At 66.9% G+C, this 21,271-nt stretch carries 21 protein-coding genes; 12 read left to right on the top strand and 9 right to left on the bottom strand.

Features of this window, described 5'->3' with window-relative positions:
- Window positions 1-40: 40 nt before the first annotated feature.
- Entirely contained in the window at window positions 41-253 is a 213-nt protein-coding gene (locus NE857_RS19200) for a DUF397 domain-containing protein (protein WP_254417038.1), read from the bottom strand.
- Complete coding sequence (locus NE857_RS19195; RefSeq protein ID WP_344013461.1) at window positions 253-1,095, bottom strand: helix-turn-helix domain-containing protein; 843 nt, start codon at window positions 1,093-1,095, stop codon at window positions 253-255. The genes NE857_RS19200 and NE857_RS19195 overlap by 1 nt, the downstream gene beginning before the upstream one ends.
- 267 nt (window positions 1,096-1,362) lie before the next feature.
- Here NE857_RS19195 and NE857_RS19190 point away from each other — a divergent pair, with 267 nt between their 5' ends.
- The 3 genes from NE857_RS19190 to NE857_RS19180 all read left to right on the top strand — a co-directional run bounded on the left by NE857_RS19190 (window position 1,363) and on the right by NE857_RS19180 (window position 3,295).
- Window positions 1,363-2,187, top strand: coding sequence for a helix-turn-helix domain-containing protein (locus NE857_RS19190; RefSeq protein ID WP_254417036.1), 825 nt, complete (start codon window positions 1,363-1,365; stop codon window positions 2,185-2,187).
- A gap of 107 nt (window positions 2,188-2,294) precedes the next feature.
- Entirely contained in the window at window positions 2,295-2,819 is a 525-nt protein-coding gene (locus NE857_RS19185) for an ATP-binding protein (protein WP_254417035.1), read from the top strand.
- Entirely contained in the window at window positions 2,816-3,295 is a 480-nt protein-coding gene (locus NE857_RS19180; protein WP_254417034.1) for a hypothetical protein, read from the top strand. The genes NE857_RS19185 and NE857_RS19180 overlap by 4 nt, the downstream gene beginning before the upstream one ends.
- A gap of 79 nt (window positions 3,296-3,374) precedes the next feature.
- Here NE857_RS19180 and NE857_RS19175 read toward each other — a convergent pair whose 3' ends face one another.
- From NE857_RS19175 to NE857_RS19160, 4 genes are all read right to left on the bottom strand, one after another.
- On the bottom strand, window positions 3,375-3,956 hold the full coding sequence (locus tag NE857_RS19175; RefSeq protein WP_254417033.1) for a GNAT family N-acetyltransferase: 582 nt from the start codon (window positions 3,954-3,956) through the stop codon (window positions 3,375-3,377).
- On the bottom strand, window positions 3,949-4,467 hold the full coding sequence (locus NE857_RS19170) for a lasso peptide biosynthesis B2 protein (protein ID WP_254417032.1): 519 nt from the start codon (window positions 4,465-4,467) through the stop codon (window positions 3,949-3,951). The genes NE857_RS19175 and NE857_RS19170 overlap by 8 nt, the downstream gene beginning before the upstream one ends.
- A 197-nt stretch (window positions 4,468-4,664) precedes the next feature.
- The gene (locus tag NE857_RS19165) at window positions 4,665-6,383 is read right to left on the bottom strand and encodes an albusnodin/ikarugamycin family macrolactam cyclase (protein ID WP_254417031.1); all 1,719 of its coding nucleotides are present in this window, start codon (window positions 6,381-6,383) and stop codon (window positions 4,665-4,667) included.
- A 47-nt stretch (window positions 6,384-6,430) separates the two neighbouring features.
- Window positions 6,431-6,580, bottom strand: coding sequence for an albusnodin family lasso peptide (locus NE857_RS19160; protein ID WP_254417030.1), 150 nt, complete (start codon window positions 6,578-6,580; stop codon window positions 6,431-6,433).
- 121 nt (window positions 6,581-6,701) lie between these two features.
- Here NE857_RS19160 and NE857_RS19155 point away from each other — a divergent pair, with 121 nt between their 5' ends.
- Together NE857_RS19155 and NE857_RS19150 are read left to right on the top strand one after the other, a co-directional pair.
- Complete coding sequence (locus tag NE857_RS19155) at window positions 6,702-7,457, top strand: helix-turn-helix domain-containing protein (protein ID WP_254417029.1); 756 nt, start codon at window positions 6,702-6,704, stop codon at window positions 7,455-7,457.
- Between the two features lie 4 nt (window positions 7,458-7,461).
- Complete coding sequence (locus NE857_RS19150; protein ID WP_254417028.1) at window positions 7,462-7,938, top strand: NUDIX hydrolase; 477 nt, start codon at window positions 7,462-7,464, stop codon at window positions 7,936-7,938.
- Here NE857_RS19150 and NE857_RS19145 read toward each other — a convergent pair.
- Window positions 7,926-8,474, bottom strand: coding sequence for an HD domain-containing protein (locus tag NE857_RS19145; protein ID WP_254417027.1), 549 nt, complete (start codon window positions 8,472-8,474; stop codon window positions 7,926-7,928). The genes NE857_RS19150 and NE857_RS19145 overlap by 13 nt on opposite strands.
- A gap of 214 nt (window positions 8,475-8,688) precedes the next feature.
- Here NE857_RS19145 and NE857_RS19140 point away from each other — a divergent pair, with 214 nt between their 5' ends.
- The 3 genes from NE857_RS19140 (at window position 8,689) to NE857_RS19130 (ending at window position 11,266) form a co-directional block, all read left to right on the top strand.
- On the top strand, window positions 8,689-9,231 hold the full coding sequence (locus tag NE857_RS19140; RefSeq protein ID WP_254422034.1) for a class IV adenylate cyclase: 543 nt from the start codon (window positions 8,689-8,691) through the stop codon (window positions 9,229-9,231).
- Between the two features lie 132 nt (window positions 9,232-9,363).
- A complete protein-coding gene (locus NE857_RS19135; RefSeq protein WP_254417026.1) occupies window positions 9,364-9,831 on the top strand; it encodes an NUDIX domain-containing protein in 468 nt (155 codons plus the stop codon).
- 247 nt (window positions 9,832-10,078) lie between these two features.
- Window positions 10,079-11,266 carry an AAA family ATPase gene (locus NE857_RS19130; protein WP_254417025.1) on the top strand — a complete coding sequence of 396 codons (1,188 nt, stop codon included), beginning with the start codon at window positions 10,079-10,081 and terminating at the stop codon, window positions 11,264-11,266.
- A 523-nt stretch (window positions 11,267-11,789) separates the two neighbouring features.
- On the opposite strand, the gene NE857_RS19125 is transcribed toward NE857_RS19130, so the two are convergent.
- Window positions 11,790-13,298 (bottom strand): peptide deformylase, encoded by a 1,509-nt coding sequence (locus tag NE857_RS19125; protein ID WP_254417024.1) that lies wholly within the window; start codon window positions 13,296-13,298, stop codon window positions 11,790-11,792.
- Window positions 13,299-13,447: 149 nt separating this feature from the next.
- Here NE857_RS19125 and NE857_RS19120 point away from each other — a divergent pair, with 149 nt between their 5' ends.
- The 4 genes from NE857_RS19120 (at window position 13,448) to NE857_RS19105 (ending at window position 19,410) form a co-directional block, all read left to right on the top strand.
- On the top strand, window positions 13,448-14,827 hold the full coding sequence (locus NE857_RS19120) for a hypothetical protein (protein WP_254417023.1): 1,380 nt from the start codon (window positions 13,448-13,450) through the stop codon (window positions 14,825-14,827).
- 7 nt (window positions 14,828-14,834) lie between these two features.
- Window positions 14,835-15,434: a class IV adenylate cyclase gene (gene cyaB / locus NE857_RS19115; RefSeq protein WP_254417022.1), complete on the top strand. Its 600-nt coding sequence runs from the start codon at window positions 14,835-14,837 to the stop codon at window positions 15,432-15,434.
- A gap of 330 nt (window positions 15,435-15,764) precedes the next feature.
- On the top strand, window positions 15,765-17,630 hold the full coding sequence (locus NE857_RS19110) for an ATP-dependent nuclease (protein ID WP_254417021.1): 1,866 nt from the start codon (window positions 15,765-15,767) through the stop codon (window positions 17,628-17,630).
- Window positions 17,620-19,410, top strand: a complete 1,791-nt coding sequence (locus NE857_RS19105) for a UvrD-helicase domain-containing protein (protein ID WP_254417020.1) — start codon at window positions 17,620-17,622, stop codon at window positions 19,408-19,410. Before NE857_RS19110 ends, NE857_RS19105 begins: the two co-directional genes overlap by 11 nt.
- A 228-nt stretch (window positions 19,411-19,638) precedes the next feature.
- Here the strand turns inward: NE857_RS19105 and NE857_RS19100 are convergent, their stop codons facing one another.
- Complete coding sequence (locus NE857_RS19100; RefSeq protein ID WP_254417019.1) at window positions 19,639-21,228, bottom strand: pentapeptide repeat-containing protein; 1,590 nt, start codon at window positions 21,226-21,228, stop codon at window positions 19,639-19,641.
- Window positions 21,229-21,271 lie beyond the last annotated feature (43 nt).

Genomic DNA, 21,271 nt, shown 5'->3' with positions numbered 1-21,271 from the left:
AGCTCACAGCAGGCGGGGCCGCACGTGTCTTTAGGAGGGGCTAGAGTACATCGCCGCGAGTAGGTCCAAGGAAGGCCTGCCACTCGTTGGGAGCGAAGAACAGTCCCCCGAGCTCGCGGTTCTGGGTGTCCCGAACCCCGGTGACGGGGCCTTCGGCTACCTCTACACATGCTCCCCGCTCGACGCTGTAGCTCGCGGTGTGCCAGCAGGCGGAGGGTCCCAACTTCGGCTCAACAGCTTCGTATTCAGTCATCAGGCCTTCTCCAGTTCGTCCGCCAGTTGGCGGATGAAATCTTGCGTATCATCCAGCGGCAATGCAGCGGCCTGCATGTACTCGAATCCGTCCTCGTGGTTGGCGAGTGCATCCGGGCCCTCGAAGAAGTGGCCGCTCGGGGGGACGTCCAGGTAGCCGACACGGTCGGTTTCGCCGAGGTGCAGCAGGATGTAGCCGCAGGACTGTGCCATTCCTTTGGACAGTAGCAGGACCTGAATGTCGATGTTGGGGCGCTTGTTCAACTCCAAGAGGTGCTGGAACTGGGTGCGCATCACCTGCGAGCCACCGACGAGGCAGCGAAGCGCAGATTCGTCGATGACTGCCCAGATGCGAGGTGGGTGATCGCGGTTGAGGAGGCTCTCGCAGCGTTCTATCCGGGCTGCGATGCGCTTCTGGCGTTCCTCCGGGTCAGTGACGATGCCGCGGGACATCAGCGCTTCGATGTAATCCGGATGCTGGAGTAGGCCCGGGACGACACCCATGGCGTACTCCTGGATCTTGGTGGCCTCGTTCTCCAGGCTGTAGAAGGCGTTGCCTGCTACGTCCTCGTGCTGGAACCACCAGGGCTTCTGCTTCCTCGCGGCCTTGGCGATCTCCACCAGCTCTTCACGGAGTGCGTCGCTCGAGCCGTACAGGCGGCAGAGCGCTGCCACGGCCTCGGTGGTCAGTCTGACGAACCGGCCGTTCTCGATTCTGTAGAGCTTGCTGGTGTCCCACCCCAGCTCCTTAGCGACCTGTTCCTGGGACATCTTGGCCTGAGCTCTGAGGCGCTTGAGCTGACTCACCAGATAGTGCCTGCGGACGGGGGAGCCCTGGGCCACGACGGCCTCCTTCGTTCCATCGACGTCGCGCCGGTTGGCGGGGGTCGTAGTCATCATCTCACCAACCAGAAAAAGGACATGTGTTCATAATGCGGACCACTTTAAATGCAGGCCTTGTAAGTTTGAAGGCCGCTCCCTAGCTTAGGTGGTGAGACGAACCCCGGGCAGTACTGATGGCAGTCGGTGAGGTTGGGGTTCGCGGAGCTACGGAGAAGAGGTCACGTGGTGGGTGAACGAGCGATAAGGGCAGTAGATGGCGGGGGAGCGGTGGGCCCTCTGGATCACTGGGAGGGGTTCGGGGCGCGGGTGTGGGCGGCTCGCAGGGAGCACGACTACTCCCTCGACTACCTGGCGGCGCAGGTGTACGTCACCAGCGAGATGCTCCAGGAGATCGAAACGGGAGCTCTCGACCCCGGGCGTCGAGTCGCTCAGGACCTGGACCGGAACCTCTACCTCGAGGGGGAGCTCTGGGACGCCTGGGGTTCCGCCCACCTGGGCACGCTGCTCCAAGGCCGCGTGACGATCACCGACGTCCTGCCCGAGGCCTTCCAGGTCCGGGCCTACGCGCCCCTCGTTCTCCCGGAGCCCTACCTCACTGACGCCTACGCGACCGCGCTCCACCGCGCGGAACGTCCCATGGAGTCCCTACTCCTCGACGACGACCGGCCGCATGTCGGGCGGCTACTCCCCACCAGCGGCGCAGCACCGCACCACTGCCTGGTGATTGACGAAACCGCGCTTACCCGCACCCTCGCGGACGCCGACACCACCCGTGCTCAGCTGCTCCACCTGCACCGGCTGGCGCAGTCGGACCGGATCACCGTGCACATCATCCCCACCGGCACGCCCTACCACCCCGGCCTGCGCGGAGCCTTCTGGACGCTGTCCTTCTCCCCGGCGCACACCCTCGTCTACTCCCCGCACGCACGCGGCCCCGGGCACGTGATCAGCGAGCCCGCGCACGTCAAGGGCTACACCGACCTCTACGCCACCCTCCAGGGCGTCGCGCTCTCCGCCGACGACTCCCTGCACCGCATCACCGAGATCGCCGCTCGCGTGCCCACCCCCGAACGCCGCGCGCTGCACCCCTGAACCCCAGCAACCGAACCCACACGCAAAAAAGCTCTGGCGGGTGCGCCAACACCCCCAGAGCAGGCCGACCCGATTCCACGATTGCGAAACCAGAAAGCGAGATCGACATGTCCAGTGTGCCGCACGTGCGCGCCCCGTTCCACAACCCCACCCCGCCCTTCGCTGGGCGGCGCTGGTCCTCCCGGGTCTACCCGGGCGACCTCGCCCAGACCGGCTGGGTCCGCTCGGACCTGGCCGCCGACCTGCACCGGCTGGCCGGACTGCCCGCCGAGACCAGCGAGAACATGGTGCTCTGCGCCAGCGAGATGTTCGCGAACTCGGTCGACCACAGCCTCTCCGGACAGGACCCCGACGGCCGGGTGATCCGCACCCTGCACATGCCCACCGCCACCACCGTCCAGGTCGCCGTCATCGATGACGGTTGGCGCACCGACGTCGACGCCTCCGCCCGACCCGAGATCCCCGAGCGCACCCTCGCCGAGTGGGCCGAGGCCGAGCGCGGTCGCGGCCTGCTGCTCATCAACCACCTCGCCGACCACTGGGGCACCCGCTCTGTCCTGGACTTCCCGTTCTGCGAGGGCCTGGGCACCGTCACCTGGGCCGAGTTCTCCCTCCCGGAGTTCAACCGGTGAACGGCTCCCAACAGGTCAGCGCCGGGGTGCGGGAGGTCCTCACCGCGCCCCGGGGCCACCGCTTCTCCCACACCCGCACCGGCAGGCGTCCCGTGCCGGCCACCCGCGAAGAGCTCTTCGACCAGATGATGGAGCACCCCAAGGTCCGCTACCGGGTGGAACACGGCGAAGTCCCGCCCTGGATGGCCACGCACGCCGCCCGCCTGACCAGACAGGCGGCCCCCGCCCCCGAAGAGCCGCGCGACCCTCCGCCTCCGTCGACCCGTCCACCAGCCCGTCCGCCGACGCCCTTCGTACCGCGCCCCCGCCCGGCTCCCGACGACGGGCCGCGCCCCAAACCCCCGCTCCCGCGCCGCCCGCGCCGCCCGCGCAGCCACCGCAAACCCCGCTCCCGCACCGGCTGGCGCCTGGCCGCCTACGCCCTGGCCGCCGCCACCGGCGCCCTCGCCCACCACCTGGCCACGGTCCTGCTTTAGCCGCCCGCCACCGCACCCCAGCGAGGCCGCGCCGGGACCCCCACCCGGCGCGGCCTCCACCCGTCCCTTCGCCTCTCCCTCAGCTGTTCTCGTCCACGAGCACTGAAGGCCAGGGGAAGTCCTCGGGAAGTGCGTCCATGACCACCTCGCCGCAACGCTTCCCCTTCCAGGACCCGGCGCTGCGCATGGTGCCGACCTCCCGGAACCCGGCTTTGGCGTAGGCATTGCGTCCTGCGGTGTTGGGCTCCAGGACCTTCAACCAGACCATCTCCAGACCGATGACGTGGAAGGCGTAGTCCAACGTCAGCCGTGTGGCCGTGGTGCCCACGCCCTTGCCCCTGGCTTCCGGGGCGACGACAAGGATGAACTCGGCACTGCGTACCTGATGGTCGATGAGCAGACTGGCCAGCCCGCACGGGGCCGGTTCGTCCCCGCCCAGGTCGTAGACGGTGAAGCGGGCCTGGTCGGGGGCTCCGCGCAACTGGTGCTCCAGTCCTTCGGCCCGCGACTCGGGACTCTCGGGCACCTGCCGCCCGTACCCGAGCACCGCGCCAGGGTCGCTCTCCCACCGCCAGTACTCGCGGGCCAGGTCGGCGCGCAGCGCTCCCAGGGCGATGCCCTCGGCCCGCGCCCACAGGACCGGTTCGGCGATGTCACTCACAAGGCTCCTCGAAGGGTGTGTAGTCGGTGATGTCGTCGGACTCGGCGACCGCTCGGCCGCCGACCTCGACCCAGGCGTGCAACCGCACCGGATCTGTGGCCGCTCCGTGTCGGAAAGCGGACCGGTAGCCCGCCCAGCGCAGGGCGATACTGGTCGCCGCAGCCTCCTCCCAACATGCCACGCGCAGTGGCAATAAGCGGCCGACTTTCCGCACCGCATGCGCTGCCTCCAGCGCAACGGCGTGGTCGGTGGCGTCTGCCGTCGTCTTCCACACCAGCCGCCGGGTGCGGGTGAAGGCGCTCCTGCGGCCTCCCAGCCCGCCGCTCAGCACAGCGAGCAGCGCGAGACTCCCCAGGGCGTACCAGCGCAGGGAAGCCCGGGGGATCGGTTCGAGCGCGGCGGGGCTGTCACGCGTGCCCCAACTTGGGGAGGAAGGAACTCCCGGCCTGGCACTGTCCCAGGCGCCGGGGTTATCGCCCTGAATGAGTACTCCAGCGCCCACCAGGGCCATGAAAGTCCGCTCCTGCACGGGAGACGGAAGGAGAGCCGTGGTGGTGAGGCCCCTTGTACCCCGCAGGTGCGAAACGGCCCGAGCGGCCTCCTCAGAGAACAGCTGTACCGTCCCCTTCTGCACGTCCAGTGCGACGCATACGGCCGGGAAGCAGACCAACCTCAGGTGCGGGGCGGGGGAGAGCGAGTGTGGAAGGGTCATCTTCCCGCCTCCTGCCGCGCCGGGGCCCGCGTCCATACGGTCGGAGGGCTCGCTTCGACCGCACGCGCCCACACCTCGGCGGCGACCACCGGCTCCAACAGCCCCCACGACGTGTCTCTGCCCGAAGCCGCCGATCGCAGTTCCGCGCGTACAGCCTGTGGATCGATCAGGCCGTGACCCGCCAACCAGCCGTTGACGAGCAGGGCCGACACCTCCGGCAGGTGCGCACGCAACCCCAGGTGGTGGTCGGCGTCCGTGCCGCCCTTGGTGCGGCGCCGAGCAATCGCCTCGGGCAGGACGCCCCGCATCGCCTCCGGCAACTGCGGTTTATAGCTCCAGGGCGACCCCCGGTCCCTGACACGGAAGGTCAGAGCGGCCTCCACCACGGCCCTGTCCAGGAACGGAGACTCCAGACGCACCCCGAGGGACGCGGCGAACTGGGTGTCGGCGTGGGCGGTGCGCCCGATGCCGCGCAGCGCGAGTAGTTCCGTGTCGCCGCGCAACAGCTCCACGACGCCATGGCCTGGAGAGGCCGCTGCGGTGCCCCTTGCCTTCGGTGTGAGCCAGCGGGGGGAGGAACCGTGTGCGCCTCGGGCCATGCTCGCAAGCATGCCGAGCGGGCTCCTGCGATCGAGCTTGGCCCACCCGTGCAGATCCCGTAGAGCGCGGACCACCCGGCCGCACGCAGCCAGTCTGAGCGTGAGTTCGGGCGATTGCATCAACAGCGCGTCGCCCCCGTCGCCGCTCATGTGGAGTGTGCTGCCGCCAGCGCGGATCCGCTCGTAGGCCAATACGTGCCGGGCACTGGTGATAGTTGCCGGAGCCGGTTCGTCGGTTGGCGGAACCCGGTCCAAGCCGCTGTAGGGGAGTTCCGCCTCGGTCAGGGGCAACAGCATGTGGTTCACGCCGGTCCGTCCGCGCAGCGCCTCACGTGCGTGGTCCATGTCGCCGCCGTGGTCCCTGGACGCGGGGTGGACGGTCCAGGCGGTGAGGGGGTGTGCGCCCGCAGCCTGTTGCGAGGCGAGAAGGCACAGCGTGGTCGAGTCCAGGCCCCCGCTCAGGTCGCAGGAGAGGTGTTCTGCCTGTGCGAGCCGTACCGCCACAGCCTCTTCCAGTGCATCTCTGAGCAGCAGTGCGGCTTCGTTTCGGGGTGAGCTCCTGGGTGGCGACCACCACCGGGTGAGTGTGGCCAGCTCTCCTACGCGCATCGTCAGGCAGTGCCCCGGAGGAACGGTGCGCACTCTCTGAAAGGCGCTCCGCTCCCTTCCGTGCCCTCCCATCGGGTCCAGGAGCAGACCAGACACCCACGCCGGGTCCACACCGGTACGGGTGAGACCCGACAGGGCACGGCTGGAGGACGCCCACACCGCAGAACCCTCCACCTCACAGAAGTGGATCGGTAGCGCGTGGGCGGGATCGGTGAACACGCTCGCCCCTGCCTGGTGAGCGACGAGCACCGCGTAGGTGCCGGCCCAGGCGGGCGGCCCGGACCGCCAGTCCCCCGAGAGCCAGGTGCGCAGGCAGGAGGCGGAGACCGTGTGGGTGCCGAGTACCGCCCCGTACAAGGGGCCGGACTCAGCGGTGGTCACGGCGGTCCCGGAACCCGGACCCGCCGTCCACAGCTCCCCCAAGGGGAGTGCCCGGCACCAGGCGGGCGCTGTCGGCCGTGGAGAAAGGGAGCCGGTGGCCGTGACCACCCCGCCGAACCATTCCATGTCTCTCCTGTTCCTCGGGGTGTGCGTCCACCGGTCCCGTGTGCGGCTTACTGGTACTTGTAGCGCTTGTCCTCGCTACCGCTCCTGCTGCTGGTCCCCTCGGTCAGCTCCACGGCATCCCCGAGTTCGACAACGACGGAAGAGCTGTCGTCCGACTCGAACACTGCTGCCTCTGCTGACCGGCTCTGATCCTGCATGGCTGATCGCTCCCTTGCTGGCGTTGTTCGCGGAGCCACAAGTCTGTTCCCGACCTGGGGGACGCCGCTACCGCACCAGGGACGCTTCGAAGGACGTCTCCGGTGCGGTAGAAACGTCCCCATGCCCCCCAACGAACGTCTGCGCATCTGCCTGGAGCAGTCCGGGCACACAGCAGCCTCTCTCGCCGCGCGTGTGGGAACCGACCCCAAGACAGTGGCCCGCTGGATCAGCACCGGGCGCGTCCCCCACCGCCGCAACGCCCACGCGGTGGCGCGCGCCCTCGGAGAAGACGTCTTCCACCTGTGGCCGGAACTCGAAGGAACCGGCAACGGACCCGCGACCGCATCGGAGGTCGTGCGCGTCTACCCCGACCGCGGCTCGGTGCCCGCCGGACTCTGGTACGAACTGCTCGAAACCGCGAAGGAGAACGTGGACGTACTCGTCTACGCCGGCCTCTTCCTCTCCGACAACCGGGCGAGCCTGCCCCGGCTCCTTGAGAGGAAGGCGGAAGAAGGTCTGTGTGTGCGCATACTCCTCGGTGACCCAGACTCCGAGGCGGTCGCCCGTCGGGGAGGGGAAGAAGGTGTGGGGAGCGCGATGGCAGCCAGGATCGACCTGGCCACGGCCTCACTGGGCTCCGTGTTCACCCGCCGGGGAATCACCGTGCGCCTCCATGGGACGACGCTCTACAACTCACTGTTCCGCTTCGACGACAACCTTCTGGTCAACGCGCACGTCTACGGATTCCCCGCCGCGCACAACCCCGTCATGCACCTGAGGAGAACACCGGAGCCCGGCCTCTTCGGTCACTACATGTCCAGCTTCGCTAAGGTGTGGGAGCTCGGCACACCGGCATCGCGCGAGAAGAGGTCCTGATCCCGTGGGACGACGTATCGACTACCTCGACGACCCGTCCGCACCCGAGCCCAACAGCCTGGTGCCCTCGGCGAACGCGGCGGTGTTCGACGACGCCGGACGTGTGCTGTTGATCCGCAGGAGTGACAACGGCAACTGGGCCATGCCGGGCGGTGCGATGGACCCGGGGGAGCGCCTGGCTGAGTGCGCGGTGCGCGAGACCCTGGAGGAGACCGGTATCCGCTGCGAGGTGACGGGTTTCGTGGGGATGTACACCGACCCGGGCCATGTCATCTACTACACCAGTGACGGCGAGTGCCGACAGGAGTGCTCGTTCGTTTTCCGGGCTCGCGCCACAGGCGGAGAACCGACGCCCAGCAGTGAATCGACACGGGTGCTGTGGGTGGACCCCGAAGCCGTGACCGAATACGGGATGCACCCGTCCATGGCGCTGCGGGTGCGCCACGCCCTGGAGAAGCGGTCCGAGCCCTACCTGGGATAGGCGGCGAGTCGCTCCTTGGTCCGTTCTACTGCCGCGGCCAGGAAGGGCCTGGCCGCGGTGACGGACTCGTGCACCACCGATCCGGGTTCGTAACGGGTCAGGATCTCATTCACCCGCTCTTCGAACGTGGTGGCCTCCCCGGCGGGACCGCTGGTCAGGTCCGCGTACCACAGGGCGTCGGCGGTCGCCGACTCCTCCCGGGTGTAGGCCTTCAACTGGTCGGACAGACCACGCCGTTCGGCCTCGAAAGCGGCTCCGGTGTGGTGCGCCACCAAACACACCAGCCGGTCGTCCGCGCCCTGGTCACGCAACCACCGGGCGCCGTCGAGCGGGTGGAAGCCGGTGTTCACCAGGGGCGGTGCGTAGCCGATGTCATGCACCAGGGCCGCCGCGACCAACAGTTCCCGGTCCTGAACCGGGAGGGCCGGGGCCGCGTGTCCGGCTCGCCTGGCCGCGCAGCGCACATGCGCCAACCGGGTACCCACATTCGACAACAGGGCCTCGGCCGTCCGCTCGGCCCACTCCACGATGCGCATACACATCACCGTAGTCCTGGGCCCGCACCGGGACCCTCGTCTTTCTGGGAGTGCTGGCAGTGCTGCTGGACGCGCCCCGGGGCCAGTGTTTCACTCACACCCCCCTCTGGGAGCCAGAATGGGCCCGAAACCGACTCCGGACCGGGTGCGGACCCCTCTGTGCCACCGATTCTTCTCCAACGACGACATCCAGCAGGAAGAGGAACCCGACGCTATGAGCGTGATCGAGTACGAGGCCAAGGTCCTGGGCATCGACGTTGCCCTGGTGGCTCGGCGCATCCTCGACAAGGGCGGCACGGACCTGGGGGAGGTGCTTCAGCGCCGCTATGTCTACGACATCGAACCCGGTGACCTCTCCAGGTGGGTGCGCCTGCGGGACACCGGCAGTCAGGTGACACTAACGGTCAAGGAGATCGACTCCGACGCCATCGGAGGCACCCGCGAGACCGAGACCACTGTGGGTGACTTCGAGATCGCGAACGCGCTTCTGGGAAAGCTCGGCTATGCGCCAAAGGCCTACCAGGAGAACCGTCGTCGCAGCTTCACCCTGGACGGCGCCCAGTTGGAGATCGACACCTGGCCGCGGATCCCCGCTTACCTGGAAATCGAGGCCGACAGCCACGCCGAGGTGGTGCGTGTCTCGGCCCTGCTCGGCTATGACGAGAGCGATCTGACAGGGGAGAACACCACCAAGGTCTATGCCCGTTACGGTATCGACCTGTCCGCCATCACCGACCTGCGCTTCGAGACCTCCTGATGACGGCGCTGTGTGCCCGCCAAACAGCGGGCACACAGCCAGCCCGAAGCGCCCGCACCCTCTCGGGCAGCATGCCGCCAGTACGGACGCCGCATGGCACACAGCCCGACCACGTGAAGAGTGAACCAGCACATGGCCAGGACCGAGTACTACGACGACCCGGACGCCCCCGTGCCCAACAGCCTGGTGGTGGCGGCCAGCGCGGCCGTCCTCGACGAAGCGGGCCGTCTGCTGTTGCAGCGGCGGGTGGACAACGGGCTGTGGGCGATGCCGGGCGGGGCGATGGAGACGACCGAGAGCCTGCCCGAGGCGGCCGTGCGGGAGGTGCGCGAGGAGACCGGCTACCAGGTGGAGGTGACGGGGCTGGTGGGCACCTACACCGACGCCCGGCACGTGATCGCCTACAGCGACGGGGAGGTGCGCCGCCAGTTCAACGTGTGCTTCCGGGCCCGGGTGGTCGGGGGAGGGCTCGCGGTCAGCGACGAGTCGTACGAGGCGGGCTGGTTCAGTGCCGAGGAGATCTCGGAGTTGGACATGCACCACACCCAGCGCCTGCGCGTGGAGCACGCCTTCAGGGAAGGCGCTGCCCACGCGGGATGAACCGAGAACGCGTGCGCCCGTGTGGTTCGGTCCGCTCTCAGGCCCGAGAGCAGCATTCACCGCCTCGGCTTCCACGCTCCTGCGCAGCCTGCGATCCCCGCTTTGAAGGCCCCCGTCACCGGAGTTCGCGCCTACCCCCGGATCTTCGTCCTCTCCGAACCCAGAGACCAGGGCCTCGCCCAGCCTTCATCTGGCCCTCGTGGGTCGTGGTGGTGTTCAGCCCCTGAGCTACTGAAAGACTGGGTCCGTGCAGGACAACCGATTCTCGCTCACCAGGGTGCGGCTGAAGCACTACAGAAGCATTGCCAAAGCCGACATCAGGCTCGGCGACCTCCTCTTCCTGGTGGGCCCCAACGGCTCGGGCAAGAGCAATGTCCTGGATGCGCTCAGGTTGCTCTCCGAAGCGCTCCAGACCTCTCTCGACCAGGCCCTTCGGAGCCGAGGCGGGGTGGGGGAAGTACGCCGCCGATCGACCGGTCATCCGCACCACTTCGGCATCGACCTGGAGTTTCGCGGCCCGGGGTTCTCGGGCTCCTACGGCTTCGAGGTGGGCACCGGTCAGGGTGGTGGTTTCAAGATCACCCGTGAGGAGTGCCGGGTCCACACCACCGGTGGAAGCGAACCCCGTCACGGGTACTTCAAGATCCGTGGCGGGGAGCTGGTGGAGCATTCCGAACCCGTCATGCCGCCTTCGAGCGAGAAACGGCTCTACCTGGTCTCCGCGGCTGGTATCGGCATCTTCGAGCTGGTCTTCGAAGGCCTCGCCGGTATCAGCGTCTTCAGCCTCAACCCGGACGCCATGCGGGACCCCCAGACCCCGGATTCGGGCGAGTTCCTGCGAAGGGACGGGTCCAACGTCGCGAGTGTCCTGCACCGGCTGGACAACGCTGCGAGAGGACGCATCGGGGACTATCTGCAAACCATCGTCCCCGGGATGCACGGGGTCTCCCGGAAAGACCTCGAGAACTGGGAGACCCTGGAGTTCACCCAGGACGTCCAGGGTTCGGACAACCCGTGGCGCTCCCAAACCCATTCCGTCTCCGACGGCACCCTGCGTGCGCTGGGGGTCCTGGTCGCGCTCTTCGCCGACACCGGTCACACGCTCAGCACCATCGGCATCGAAGAACCCGAGAGCGCACTGCATCCCGCAGCCGCGGGCGCGCTCCTGGACGCCCTGCGCGAAGCCAGCGAACGACGTCAGGTCATCATCGCCACCCACAGCCCGGACCTACTGGACCGGAATGACTTCCACCCCGAAGAACTCTGCGCGGTCCGCTCCGTGAGAGGCGAGACGAGAATCGGCCCTCTCGACCAGGCCGGATCCCTGGCCATGCGCGAGCATCTCCACACCCCCGGCAACCTACTCCGCACCGACCAGATCCTCCCCGCTCCGGAATACCTCCGCATGTCAGAACACAGTGACCCGGCATCATGAACGAGCCCGGCAAGGAGCCCCTCCATCAGACGAAGCTCTCTGCCGACATAACCCCGAACCTGGCCGCGGGACGAAGCCGGTCCTTTCGCCGCATGGTCAACGCGCTCCGGTCACTGAGCGCGTAGCGGCCCTGGAGGAGAATACGCCATGCTCTTTCACATCAGCCGAGCCCGGCGCCGCAAACAGTACGCAGCCCTCAAGGATCGTTACCGCGCTCGGCTGGCTGACAGAGGTCCCGTCGAATCCGACCCGGGTGTGGGGGAGGACCTTCTCGCGGAATTGGCCGAATCCGCCGAGCTATGCCGCCGAGCGACCACGAAGGCACTGGATGAGGAATGAAACCCCTGACCAAACGTGGCCGGATCTACTGAGTTCCCGATCGCCTCCTCACTCTGCCGCCTGAGCATCCTCACCGATGGCGCACTCGCTCACCACCTGTCCACGGTTCGGTCGTAGCCACCCGAGATCGCACTCGCCCAGTAGAACTGTGCCGGTGTACCCGCTCCGACGCGGCCTCTGACTGCTACTTCTCCGCCGGTGATGTCTGTACGGTGCCCTGGTCGTAGCTCCAGGACCTTCCGGTGCCCCGGTATTCCTCCACCGGGATCGGAGAGGTCCCTTCTGCCATTCGGCCCTTGTACGTCACGCCGTGAAGATGATCCACCTCGTGCGCCACCAAGCGGGCCAGGGCGTCTGTGAACACGGTGATGGTTGTGGACCCGTCGGCCTTGGTGTGTTCAACCTCGATGCGGCGTGAGCGGGGGACGAGTCCACGCACATCGAAGAAGCTGAGGCAGCCCTCGTACTGGGAATCGCTTTCGCCGGACTCGCTGATGATCGCCGGATTGAGTAGGAGTACCGGGGCGGCATCGGGGTCCGGCGGGAGCACGATGGCCGCGGCCTGGTCGATACCGATCTGAGGCGCGGCCAACCCCATGCCTTTGCCGAAGTGGTGGTGGTCGCGTACACGCTGGATAGCGCGGTGCAGTTGATCGACGGTCTCCTCAGCTTGCTTTGCCTGCTCAGGGAGGTGAAATGGCTTCGCTGCCCGGGTCAGTATCTCTTCGCCCTCCTGCAGGATCCCCGCTGCCCGCATACGGTCGCTGGCCGTACGAAGTGCAGGGCGTGCTTCGGTGTCGCGCTGGGGGGTGTTGCGCCAGCGCCACTCCAACCTGTACCGGGCCCCGATCGGCGGATCGTTCGTGTGCCAGGTGAACGACACCTCGCCGTCTTCTTCTTGGCGCTGTACTGCCGAACGCAGCGGTACGGCCGCAGCCGTGGTCGAGGTCTCGGTGCCCCAGACGCCGGGCCCCAGCGAAGCCGGGAAGCGCAGTTCCACGCTCACCGCCCGAGTCGGCAGTCGGATGGCGCGCTGGAACCACTGTCCCCATTGGTCCGAGCCGACGACGTAGGAGTATTCGAGCAAGGCGGCTTGCCCCGGGTAGAGGGGGTACATCGAGTTCTCGTTCTCGAAGCTCAGCCAGACCTCCTTGAAGGAGTCCCGGTCGTGCTTGGCCACCCATGTCATGGGCTCGCCGTCGCAGGTTGCGGTCAGGTTCAGCCGCTCCCATGTGAGCGGGTGGTTGCGGTAGAGCTCGTTCGACAGTTCGGGGTGGCCCGGGTAACGGTCGACGCTGATGCGTACCAGGTAGCGAGTGACCGGTTCGTTGCCGCCGTTGACCACGCGGCGCCGCATGGACGCGATGTAGGTGCCCTCGTGATAGCGCAGCTCGGCGTGGTCGAGGTCAACGAACAGTTCACCGCCTCCGGCTGCTGTGGGCCGCGCGTCGGGAGTCGCCTTCCAGGAGCCCCAGAGCTCTCCGGCGCTGGACAGCTTCTGCTCGGCCAGGCGCGCGAACTCCTCGCTGGCCGGATAGCGTCCGGACTCGACATGGCTGATGTAGGAGGGGTCGAATCCCATCGCTTCGGCGAGGGCCTTCTTCGTCAGGCGGCGCAGCTTGCGCCAGTGGGTGAGCGCGGTGGGGAAATCGGCAGCGTGAGGGGAGGCCATATGGCTGATTATCGCGCACACGGAGCGTGATCGTATGAGTGAATCGTGACTGAACCCTTCTCATCCTGGCCTCACCTGGGCGATCCCGGTTCTCCTCGAAGTATCGTCCCCGCCCCGCCTCGTCCCTGACCTCTCGGACGCGGCGGGGCACCCGACCGAGGAGGTGCCCATTGACCGTGTTCGCTACCGAGCACAAGTCCGCCCCCCGCTATCTGGATGTCGCGGCGAACACCCATGGTGAGGAGAAAGCGTTCCTGGTACTGCGCGCGCTGGAACGGGTGAGGGCCCAGCGTCCCCACGTGGTGGAGGTCGGCCCTGGCGGAGGCGCTGCGGTGAGCTTCTTGGCATCCCATCTGCGCGGTAACCAGTTCGAATCCGCTCCCGTTGACCTGACTCTGATCGAAGTTCCCGGTGTCACGTCGCACACCTTGTCGCGGGCCGTCGACGAGTTCAACGAGGTTGGTACCTGCGAGCTCGTTCACGGTTTCGCCCAGGACCTGGGGAAGCTTCTGCCGCGTTCCGCCGATGTCGTCAGCGCCTCGGCGCTGGTGCATGAGGTCTACTCCTACGGAGGCGGCTACAGCGGGCTGCACTCGCTCATACGTGTGCTCGGCTCAGTGATCGAACCCTACGGATACTTCGTCTACAGGGATGTGTTCTCCGTCCGGGACCGGAACCTACACGAACGGGTCACGCACGCCTACGACGCGCCCTCCTGGCTGCGGTTCCTGCGCATGTTCACCCCGTACTACCTCGAACACGGGAGGCACCCCTACCACCACATCCACGACCAGTTGGTGGTCCGACAAGACTCCCGTCAAGTGGACGCCGCGGACCTGGATGTGGGGACCTGTGCCGTGATCAGTGCCCCCATCGGGTTGTTTCGCGAGATCCAGCGCCACTACATCACCTTCCGCGACCATGTGTGGCGTTCCGGGGCCCTGGGCTTCACACCCGTGCTGGACGGCCAGCTGTCGGCGGAATGGCTGGACGCACGCACCGGGCACAAGCTCGTGCACTACACCCTCGCGGGTACCGATTGGCTGCCCAAGACCTTCCAAGGCATGCTGGACGCGCTCAGCGAGCCCTACGCCGACCACCGCACCGTTGACGGTGACATCTTCGACTCTTGCACTGATGTCGCCCTGAACACCTTCCTGGCCGCAGCGGAGGCGGGCGATATGGAATGCTCCCGGGTCTGGAACGAGTGGAGCGTTCGCGAGGGACACGAGACCTACGCCTATCTGACCGCTGACGAATTGCTCACCGAGTTCGCGGTCAACTCCGTGCAGGCCGAGCCAGCCAGGCCGACCGTGCTCCTACCTTCCAGGCCCGAGGACATCGTGGTCAGGCAGCGCCACTACTACAACCGGTACCTGACCAAGCGACTCGCCAATCCGTTGTGGGACGCCAAACAGCTCGTGCTCTTTCGTAACATCCCGGTGTCGGATTCCCGAATGCTGGCCGAGGCGCTGGCCGGTGTTCGAGAGTCGTTCAGCAAACACAACCTCGCACGCGTGTACGCGTCCCTGGCCCCTGGAAGGGAATGAACCCTCGATGTCACTGATCGAGATCGAGCGCAAACGAGCGCTGGAGGGCCGTGAGCCTTTGGAGCAGCGGCTGAAGCAGTCGGGTTTTGTCGCCACGGGACCGATGGTGGAGGTCGATACCTACTACAGCAGGCCCGACGTCGACTTCCTGGTTACGGTCGAGTGCCTGCGGGTCCGTGAACGTGACGGCGGGTGCGAGGTCACCTACAAGCCCGCCTCTGACTCCACCACCCACAGCACCGCGGGCGTCATCGCCAAACAGGAGACGAACGTGGCGCTGGCGAACGTCGCCCAGGCCGTGCACGCTCATGCTCTGTTGGAGGCGTTGGGCATGGTCCGGCTAGCCCGGGTGGAGAAGTCGCGAACCTCCTACCGACTCTCCGAGCGCCCGGAATTGTCGGTGGTGGTGGACACGATCGCTGGCCTGGGAGCGTTCGTCGAGACCGAGATCGTTTCCGAAGGCTCTCGCCAGGAGGCCGTGCGGCAACTCGAAGAGACCGAACGACTCCTGGGGCTGAGTTCCCACCCGGTGGTGACCTCCCCGTACCGGGACCTGCTGTTGAGCGCCCGGGCGAACGAGGACGCCGTACGCGCCCCCGCACGCTGACCCACGGGCAAGGGGCATCCGTGGGCGCCTCGCCCAGCGATGACTCCTCTTCTGTCCGGCACCGCGTGGGGTTGGTCTCCCGGCTCTCAGGTCGACGCTTTCGTCACAGGTCTTGGAACAGCGCCTTGTGATGCACGTGGTCACTCCGGTGACCTCATCACCCGACGTACTGGTGCTGCCGTCGGCCGACTTGGCGAGAGCGCAGGGGCATGCCGTCTGGCGTGGATCCTCCGAAAAAGTCTGGTCGTTCGGGAACCACCATCATGGTGTGGCCGTCGCAGGTAAAGTAAGCAATTGTTAGCGACGTTCACAACGAGTTGAGGTCATCCCGTGTACTTGTGTCAACTGGAACTGAAGGGCTTTCGGTCGCTCGCCGACGAGACCGTCACCCTCCGCCCCGGCGTGACGGTGCTGGTGGGGGAGAACAACGCGGGCAAGTCCAACGTCATGGACGCCATCCGCCATCTGACCGCGCCCCTGGACGGTAGGCGCGACATCCACCTCCGGGCGGACGACCTCCACCGGGACGGTTGCTCCGAGGGCCACCACGACTCCTGCCGCACCGAGATCGGACTCTCCGCGCGGTACACCTCGAAGGAACCCAGTGATCTGGCCCTGTACGGTTCCGCCCTGGCCGAGGACGGGAAGAGCATCGTCTACCACCTGGCCTACACCCCGCCCGCCACGGGAGCGCAGCGCGGCAAGCTGACCTGGCAGGCGGGCGACGCCGTCACCACCGACCGCGACCCCGAACCCGCGGCCCGCGAGCGCATCCGGCACCTGTACCTGCCGCCGCTGAGGGACGCCCAACGGGAACTGGCGTCCGCATCCAGCCGTTACCTGCACGGTTTCATCGGGGGGTTCCTGCTCGACGAGAAGGAGGTCGACTCGTTCCTGGGCGATGTGGGTGAACGGTTCGGACAGATCACTGAACTCGAACCGCTGACGCAGGCCGCGGACTCCGTCCGTGAACGCCTGGTCGAACTCACCCAGGGCGCCCACACCCAGGACACGGGCTTCGGATTCTCCCGACCGACCCTCCCCACGGTGGCGCGTTCGCTGCGACTGCGCCTCGAAGAGCAGGGCATGGGCCTCCAAGAGATCTCCGAGAGCGGTCACGGGTACGCGAACCTGCTGTTCATGGCCACGCTCTTCGCCCAGTTGCGCAACGCCGCCGAGGCCGACCTGACCCTGCTCCTGGTGGAGGAACCCGAGGCCCACCTGCACCCCCAGCTCCAGAGCATCCTCATGGACCACCTCCAGGAGGAGGCCGAGCGGAGCCAGCAGGCCGACACCAGCGGCAAGGAGTGGTTGGGGCGCATCCAGGTGGTGGTGACCACCCACGCGCCCCACATCGCGACCTCGGTGCCGCCTGAGGACCTCGTCGTCCTCCAGCGGCGCACCACACCGCTGCTCCCTTCTTTGGGGGAGATGACGACGAGTGCCCCGGTCCAGGAGAAGAAGCACCACACCACGGCTGTCGCGGTGCGGAACCTGAACATGGGTGCGCGTGAACTGGGCAAGGTGCGGCAGTACCTGAACGCCACGCGCAGCACCATGCTCTTCTCTCCCAGGGTGCTGTTGGTGGAGGGCATCGCCGAAGGCATCCTGGTGCCTGCGTTCGGGAAGCTGGTTCTCGACCCGGTCGCCCAGAGGCGCCTGCGCGGTACCGCCGTCGTCCCCATCGACGGGGTCGACTTCGCTCCCTACCTCAAGGTGCTGCTCAAGCGCGACAAGATCAGCGGCCAGCGGATCGGACAGCGCGTCGCCGTCATCACCGACGGGGACTTCCACGCGACCAGCGACGGCCCTGTTCCCGATCGCCGAAAGAACCTGAACGCCCTGCTCGAAGAACTCTCGGCCGATGGAGACGTCGCACAGGTCTTCGCCAACGAGACCACTCTGGAACCCGAGCTGATGCGGGCGGCCGAAAGCAACACCGAGATCCTCAAGAAGGCCTGGATCTGTCAGCGCCCCAGGGCGGGCGAGAACGACTGGCGCGAACTCATGGGGCTGCCGGACGAAGAGCAGGACGAGAAGTTCGCCAAGATGTTCAACAAGTACAAGGTGCGCAAGGGGGACTTCGCCCAGGATCTGCTGGCGGTATCGGCACAGGAGGACGTTCCCCTCGTCGTGCCCGGGTACTTCGAGCGTGCACTGACGTGGATCACCGAGGGGGTCACCGGTGGTTGCTGAGTACGCTCCTCTTCCCACGGAGAACAACGCGCTGGCCGACCAGGCGCGCACAGCGCAGCGCGGCATCGTGGAGCGCGACCTGGCTCCGGGAGAGGCCGTATGGGTCCAGGCCTGTCCGGGGGCCGGTAAGACACGAGTCATCGTCGAACGCCACCTGGAACGCCCCCTGCCTGCGAGGCGGGGCCGGGCCATCGTCTCCTTCACCAGGGCCGCCGGCCGTGAACTGCGGGCCCGGAGCCGGGAACGCGGCAGGCCCGAACTCAGCGGACACCCGCACTTCATCGGCACGCTGGACGGGTTCATCTGGCGCTACCTGGTCCGCCCCTACCTGGGCGCTTCAGCGGTGGACGCGGATGGCTGGAGCCGACTGGACAGCTGGGAGGACCACCCGGAGGCCCGTGTCGAGGGACACGTGAGCTTGGACGACTTCAAGTTCACGCTCTCTCCCGGGGGAGTGCCACAGGCGTGCATGAAGTTTCCGAAGTGCAAGGAGTACACGGACGAGAGTGTGCGGAAACTCGAACAGTGGGCGGCCCAGCGGAAGGCACAGCTCATCAGAAGTGGTTACCTGACCGGCGAAGAACTGCGGGAGAGGGCGCTGCGGAATCTGGACGACCCGAGTACCGCTGCTGTAGCGGCGCGGATGCTCTCCGGCCGTTTCCACGAGCTGATCGTCGACGAGGCGCAGGACTGCTCGGTCACGGACGACGCCGTACTCCGCAGGGTGAACGCGCTGGGACTCCCTCTCATGCTCGTGGGTGACACTGGCCAGAGCATCTACGGGTTCCGTGATCGTGACCAGGGCGCTGTATCGGGGACGAGGCTGGCGGATGACCTCCCCCGTATGGAGCTTCGTCACAACTGGCGCAGCAGCCAGGTGATCTGCGACCTCACCGCCACCCTGAGCCAGGGGAGCGGGACCGACACCGCGGTGGGGCCGTACCGGGAGGACGACACCCCGATCCTGCTCGTACCGCGCGATGACGGTGACCGCGGGCCGCGTGCTGTGTTCCGGAGGGAAGCGGACCGGCTCAGCATCCCCCGAGGCGAGCGCCTGGTTCTCGCCCGGCAGTGGGGCATGTTGCCCAAGGAGCTCATCGGTACCCCTCATGCTCCCCTGGAGCCGCTGAACCGCCTCCTCTGGGCGATCGGGGTGCTCCGGGCAGCGGCTTCGCCGCGCAGGCGCCGGGAGAAGGCGTCACGGATTCTGCGTGAACACGTCCTCGACCTGTGGTGCCCGGAGGGCGGGCTCCCCGAGGAACAGCGGATCCGCCGGTCCGGCCTGCCCAAGGTCGGAGTGGACCGGGCGGAGGCCCTGGTCCTCGCTCACTTGCCCGAACTCGATACGCCCCTGGCCTCATGGGTGCCGGAGGCAGCGAAGGTGTTCCATACCTACGGGCCGACCGTGAGAGGCAACCACCCGCCAGGGGCCCTCTGCTGGGAGACCGAAAACGTGGGCTCCTCCGTCGGCACCGCTGCGGAGGTGGCCGGGGCACCCACCCCAGGAGGGGACGGGGTGGGCACAGCCAGCAGCGTCCACCAGGCGAAGGGTGGCGAGGCCGACGCGGTTCTCATGCTCCTCGCCCCGCGACAGGGGTACAGGCCCGGGATGATCGATCACTGGATCAACGGCCGGGAGGATGAAGCGGCGCGCATCCTGTACGTGGCAGTTTCCCGGGCGCGTCGGTTGTTGACCCTCGGCGTCCCCCAAGGCGATCTCGACCGTGTGGCCCGCTACCTCGAACGGAATGAGGTCGCGTGCCGGGTTCTGGATGGCTGAGCCCTCGATACCGGTGTGGTTCCTGCCATCGCGCCCGCCTCCCCTTCCTCCGATGCTGGACTGGAGGTGCGTTCCTGAGTGATGGGAGATGTCGGTGACCGGGATGCTGAAGCGTGCCTGCTACCCGCTTCTGTTCGATGTCCGTGTCTGGGCCGAGGCAACGGTTCCGGAGCGTGACCACCCGGGTCCGGATGGGTTCCCGCGACCTCACTCCAGCAAGGGGATGGTTCAGTCGGCGGGCGGTGGTGGGGTGTCCTCTGGTAGGTCCGCAGAGGCAGGGTCCCACTGGGGCGGCCACAGAACCCTCACGGTTCCGGACCGCTCGGCTTCTACCAGACCCTGAGGGCGTAGGCCCCGTGCGTGCTCAGGGTTTGGGAACGTGATGGCGGTAAAATCCACCGTTCCCTTCCTGAGAGTCGGTGACCGAGGAAGATTGAAGTGCAGTGTCGGCTCGTTGAGCGAGGCATACCGGAAGTCGATCGTGCCCGAGTCGAGGGTGACTCCGGCGAAGTGCACCCTGCCCTGATCCATGAGGGTCCGCTGGAAGGACACCTCGCCGGTGATCCCGCCCTGGTTGACGATGAATCCCGTTCCTTCATCGGTGAACCAGGCTTCATAGAGGTCAATCTTTCCCTGGAAGGTGCAGCGCAGGAAGAGGACGGGGGTGCCGGTGAATCTGGCTCGCCTGAAGGTTGTGGTGCCCTTGAGTGTGGAATCTCGGATCTCGATGCTGCCTGTTTTGAGCTGGGCACCATCGAAACTGGTCGAGTCGAGTGTGGCGCCATCGAAGATCTGTACCCGAGCGCCGTCGAAGACGGTGTCCTGGAAAGAACATCCGGTGAGTGTTGCCCGGTGGAACGAGATCGTTCCGGGAAGCCCTTTTGCGGCGATGCCCCCGGTGAAGTGCGCACCGGTGAAGTCTGCCTGGTGTAGGTGGACGCCATCGAAGTACACGTTTCCGTGTCGGTTCGCCCGAAAGCTCGCCTGTCGGAACGACACCCCGCGGGCACGGATGCGCGTGAAGTTGGCGCCGTCGAAGGTGACCCGGCTGAAGTCGTAAGACAGTTCCTGCCAGCCGGGGTTTGTTCGCAAGCGGGACGCGATGACGTCGATGATCGTGTGGCGCACCTCCCGGTACGCCTGCACGGCCTGCACCTGATCCTGGTAGGAGACCTGTGGCTTCTCGCCTGCACCAGTTGGTTGCGTCGGCGGCTCCTGAGGAGAGGGCATGCGTAGGAAGGCGCACAGAACGTCGATCACCATCTGCCGCTCACTGATACTGGGCGCCTGGTCCGCGACGTGTGCCAAAGCATGGACCCCGGCGAGTTTGACCGCGGCTTCCTCGTGGCCGAATTGGCTGGAGGCGGAGGCGAAACGCTCGGTGAACAGCCGACTGGTATCGCGTTGGGAGTCCTGCTCGGTGGTCTTCTGTCGACGGTAGGCAGTCACCAGCAAGGCCACCCCGCCGAGTCCAGCGATGACCGCGAAGGCGCGGGTGACCATGGATTCCACCATCTTCGACGTCAGCTCGGCAGGCGGTTTGTAGGGCGGATGGCCCAGAGCAAACCATGTAGCAGCGAGTATTCCTAGAATCACCCAGATGCTCATAATCCAGGCGATGAAGACCAGTCGGGTCAGACGTACCTTCTGCTGAGGTGCGTCGAGCGGTCGCCCAGGGGTCGGCTCGGGGTCGGGGTATAGGAAGGTCAGTGCGCTGACGGCTACCAGGAACCAGAGGATTGCAAGCACTGTAAGAGCAGTGTTCGCGGGTAGACCCAGAGATGCCAGATGGTCCACCGCCAGACGCTTCGTCGACACACCAATGAGGACGACGATGGGTGGAAGGCTCACCGCTGACCAG

Origin of the sequence: Nocardiopsis exhalans, from assembly GCF_024134545.1 — a bacterium.
Classification (GTDB): domain Bacteria; phylum Actinomycetota; class Actinomycetes; order Streptosporangiales; family Streptosporangiaceae; genus Nocardiopsis; species Nocardiopsis exhalans.
Note: the sequence above shows the minus strand (reverse complement) of the source record. Positions and strands in the feature narration are given on the sequence as shown.

What these genes read in the sequence shown, in the direction of transcription:
- NE857_RS19165 (WP_254417031.1), bottom strand. Translation starts at nt 6,383, where the DNA reads ATGGAATGGTTCGGCGGGGTGGTCACGGCCACCGGCTCCCTTTCTCCA.
- NE857_RS19155 (WP_254417029.1), top strand. Translation starts at nt 6,702, where the DNA reads ATGCCCCCCAACGAACGTCTGCGCATCTGCCTGGAGCAGTCCGGGCAC.
- NE857_RS19135 (WP_254417026.1), top strand. Translation starts at nt 9,364, where the DNA reads ATGGCCAGGACCGAGTACTACGACGACCCGGACGCCCCCGTGCCCAAC.
- NE857_RS19170 (WP_254417032.1), bottom strand. Translation starts at nt 4,467, where the DNA reads ATGGCCCTGGTGGGCGCTGGAGTACTCATTCAGGGCGATAACCCCGGC.
- NE857_RS19185 (WP_254417035.1), top strand. Translation starts at nt 2,295, where the DNA reads ATGTCCAGTGTGCCGCACGTGCGCGCCCCGTTCCACAACCCCACCCCG.
- NE857_RS19200 (WP_254417038.1), bottom strand. Translation starts at nt 253, where the DNA reads ATGACTGAATACGAAGCTGTTGAGCCGAAGTTGGGACCCTCCGCCTGC.
- NE857_RS19140 (WP_254422034.1), top strand. Translation starts at nt 8,689, where the DNA reads ATGAGCGTGATCGAGTACGAGGCCAAGGTCCTGGGCATCGACGTTGCC.
- NE857_RS19145 (WP_254417027.1), bottom strand. Translation starts at nt 8,474, where the DNA reads ATGCGCATCGTGGAGTGGGCCGAGCGGACGGCCGAGGCCCTGTTGTCG.
- cyaB (WP_254417022.1), top strand. Translation starts at nt 14,835, where the DNA reads ATGTCACTGATCGAGATCGAGCGCAAACGAGCGCTGGAGGGCCGTGAG.
- NE857_RS19160 (WP_254417030.1), bottom strand. Translation starts at nt 6,580, where the DNA reads ATGCAGGATCAGAGCCGGTCAGCAGAGGCAGCAGTGTTCGAGTCGGAC.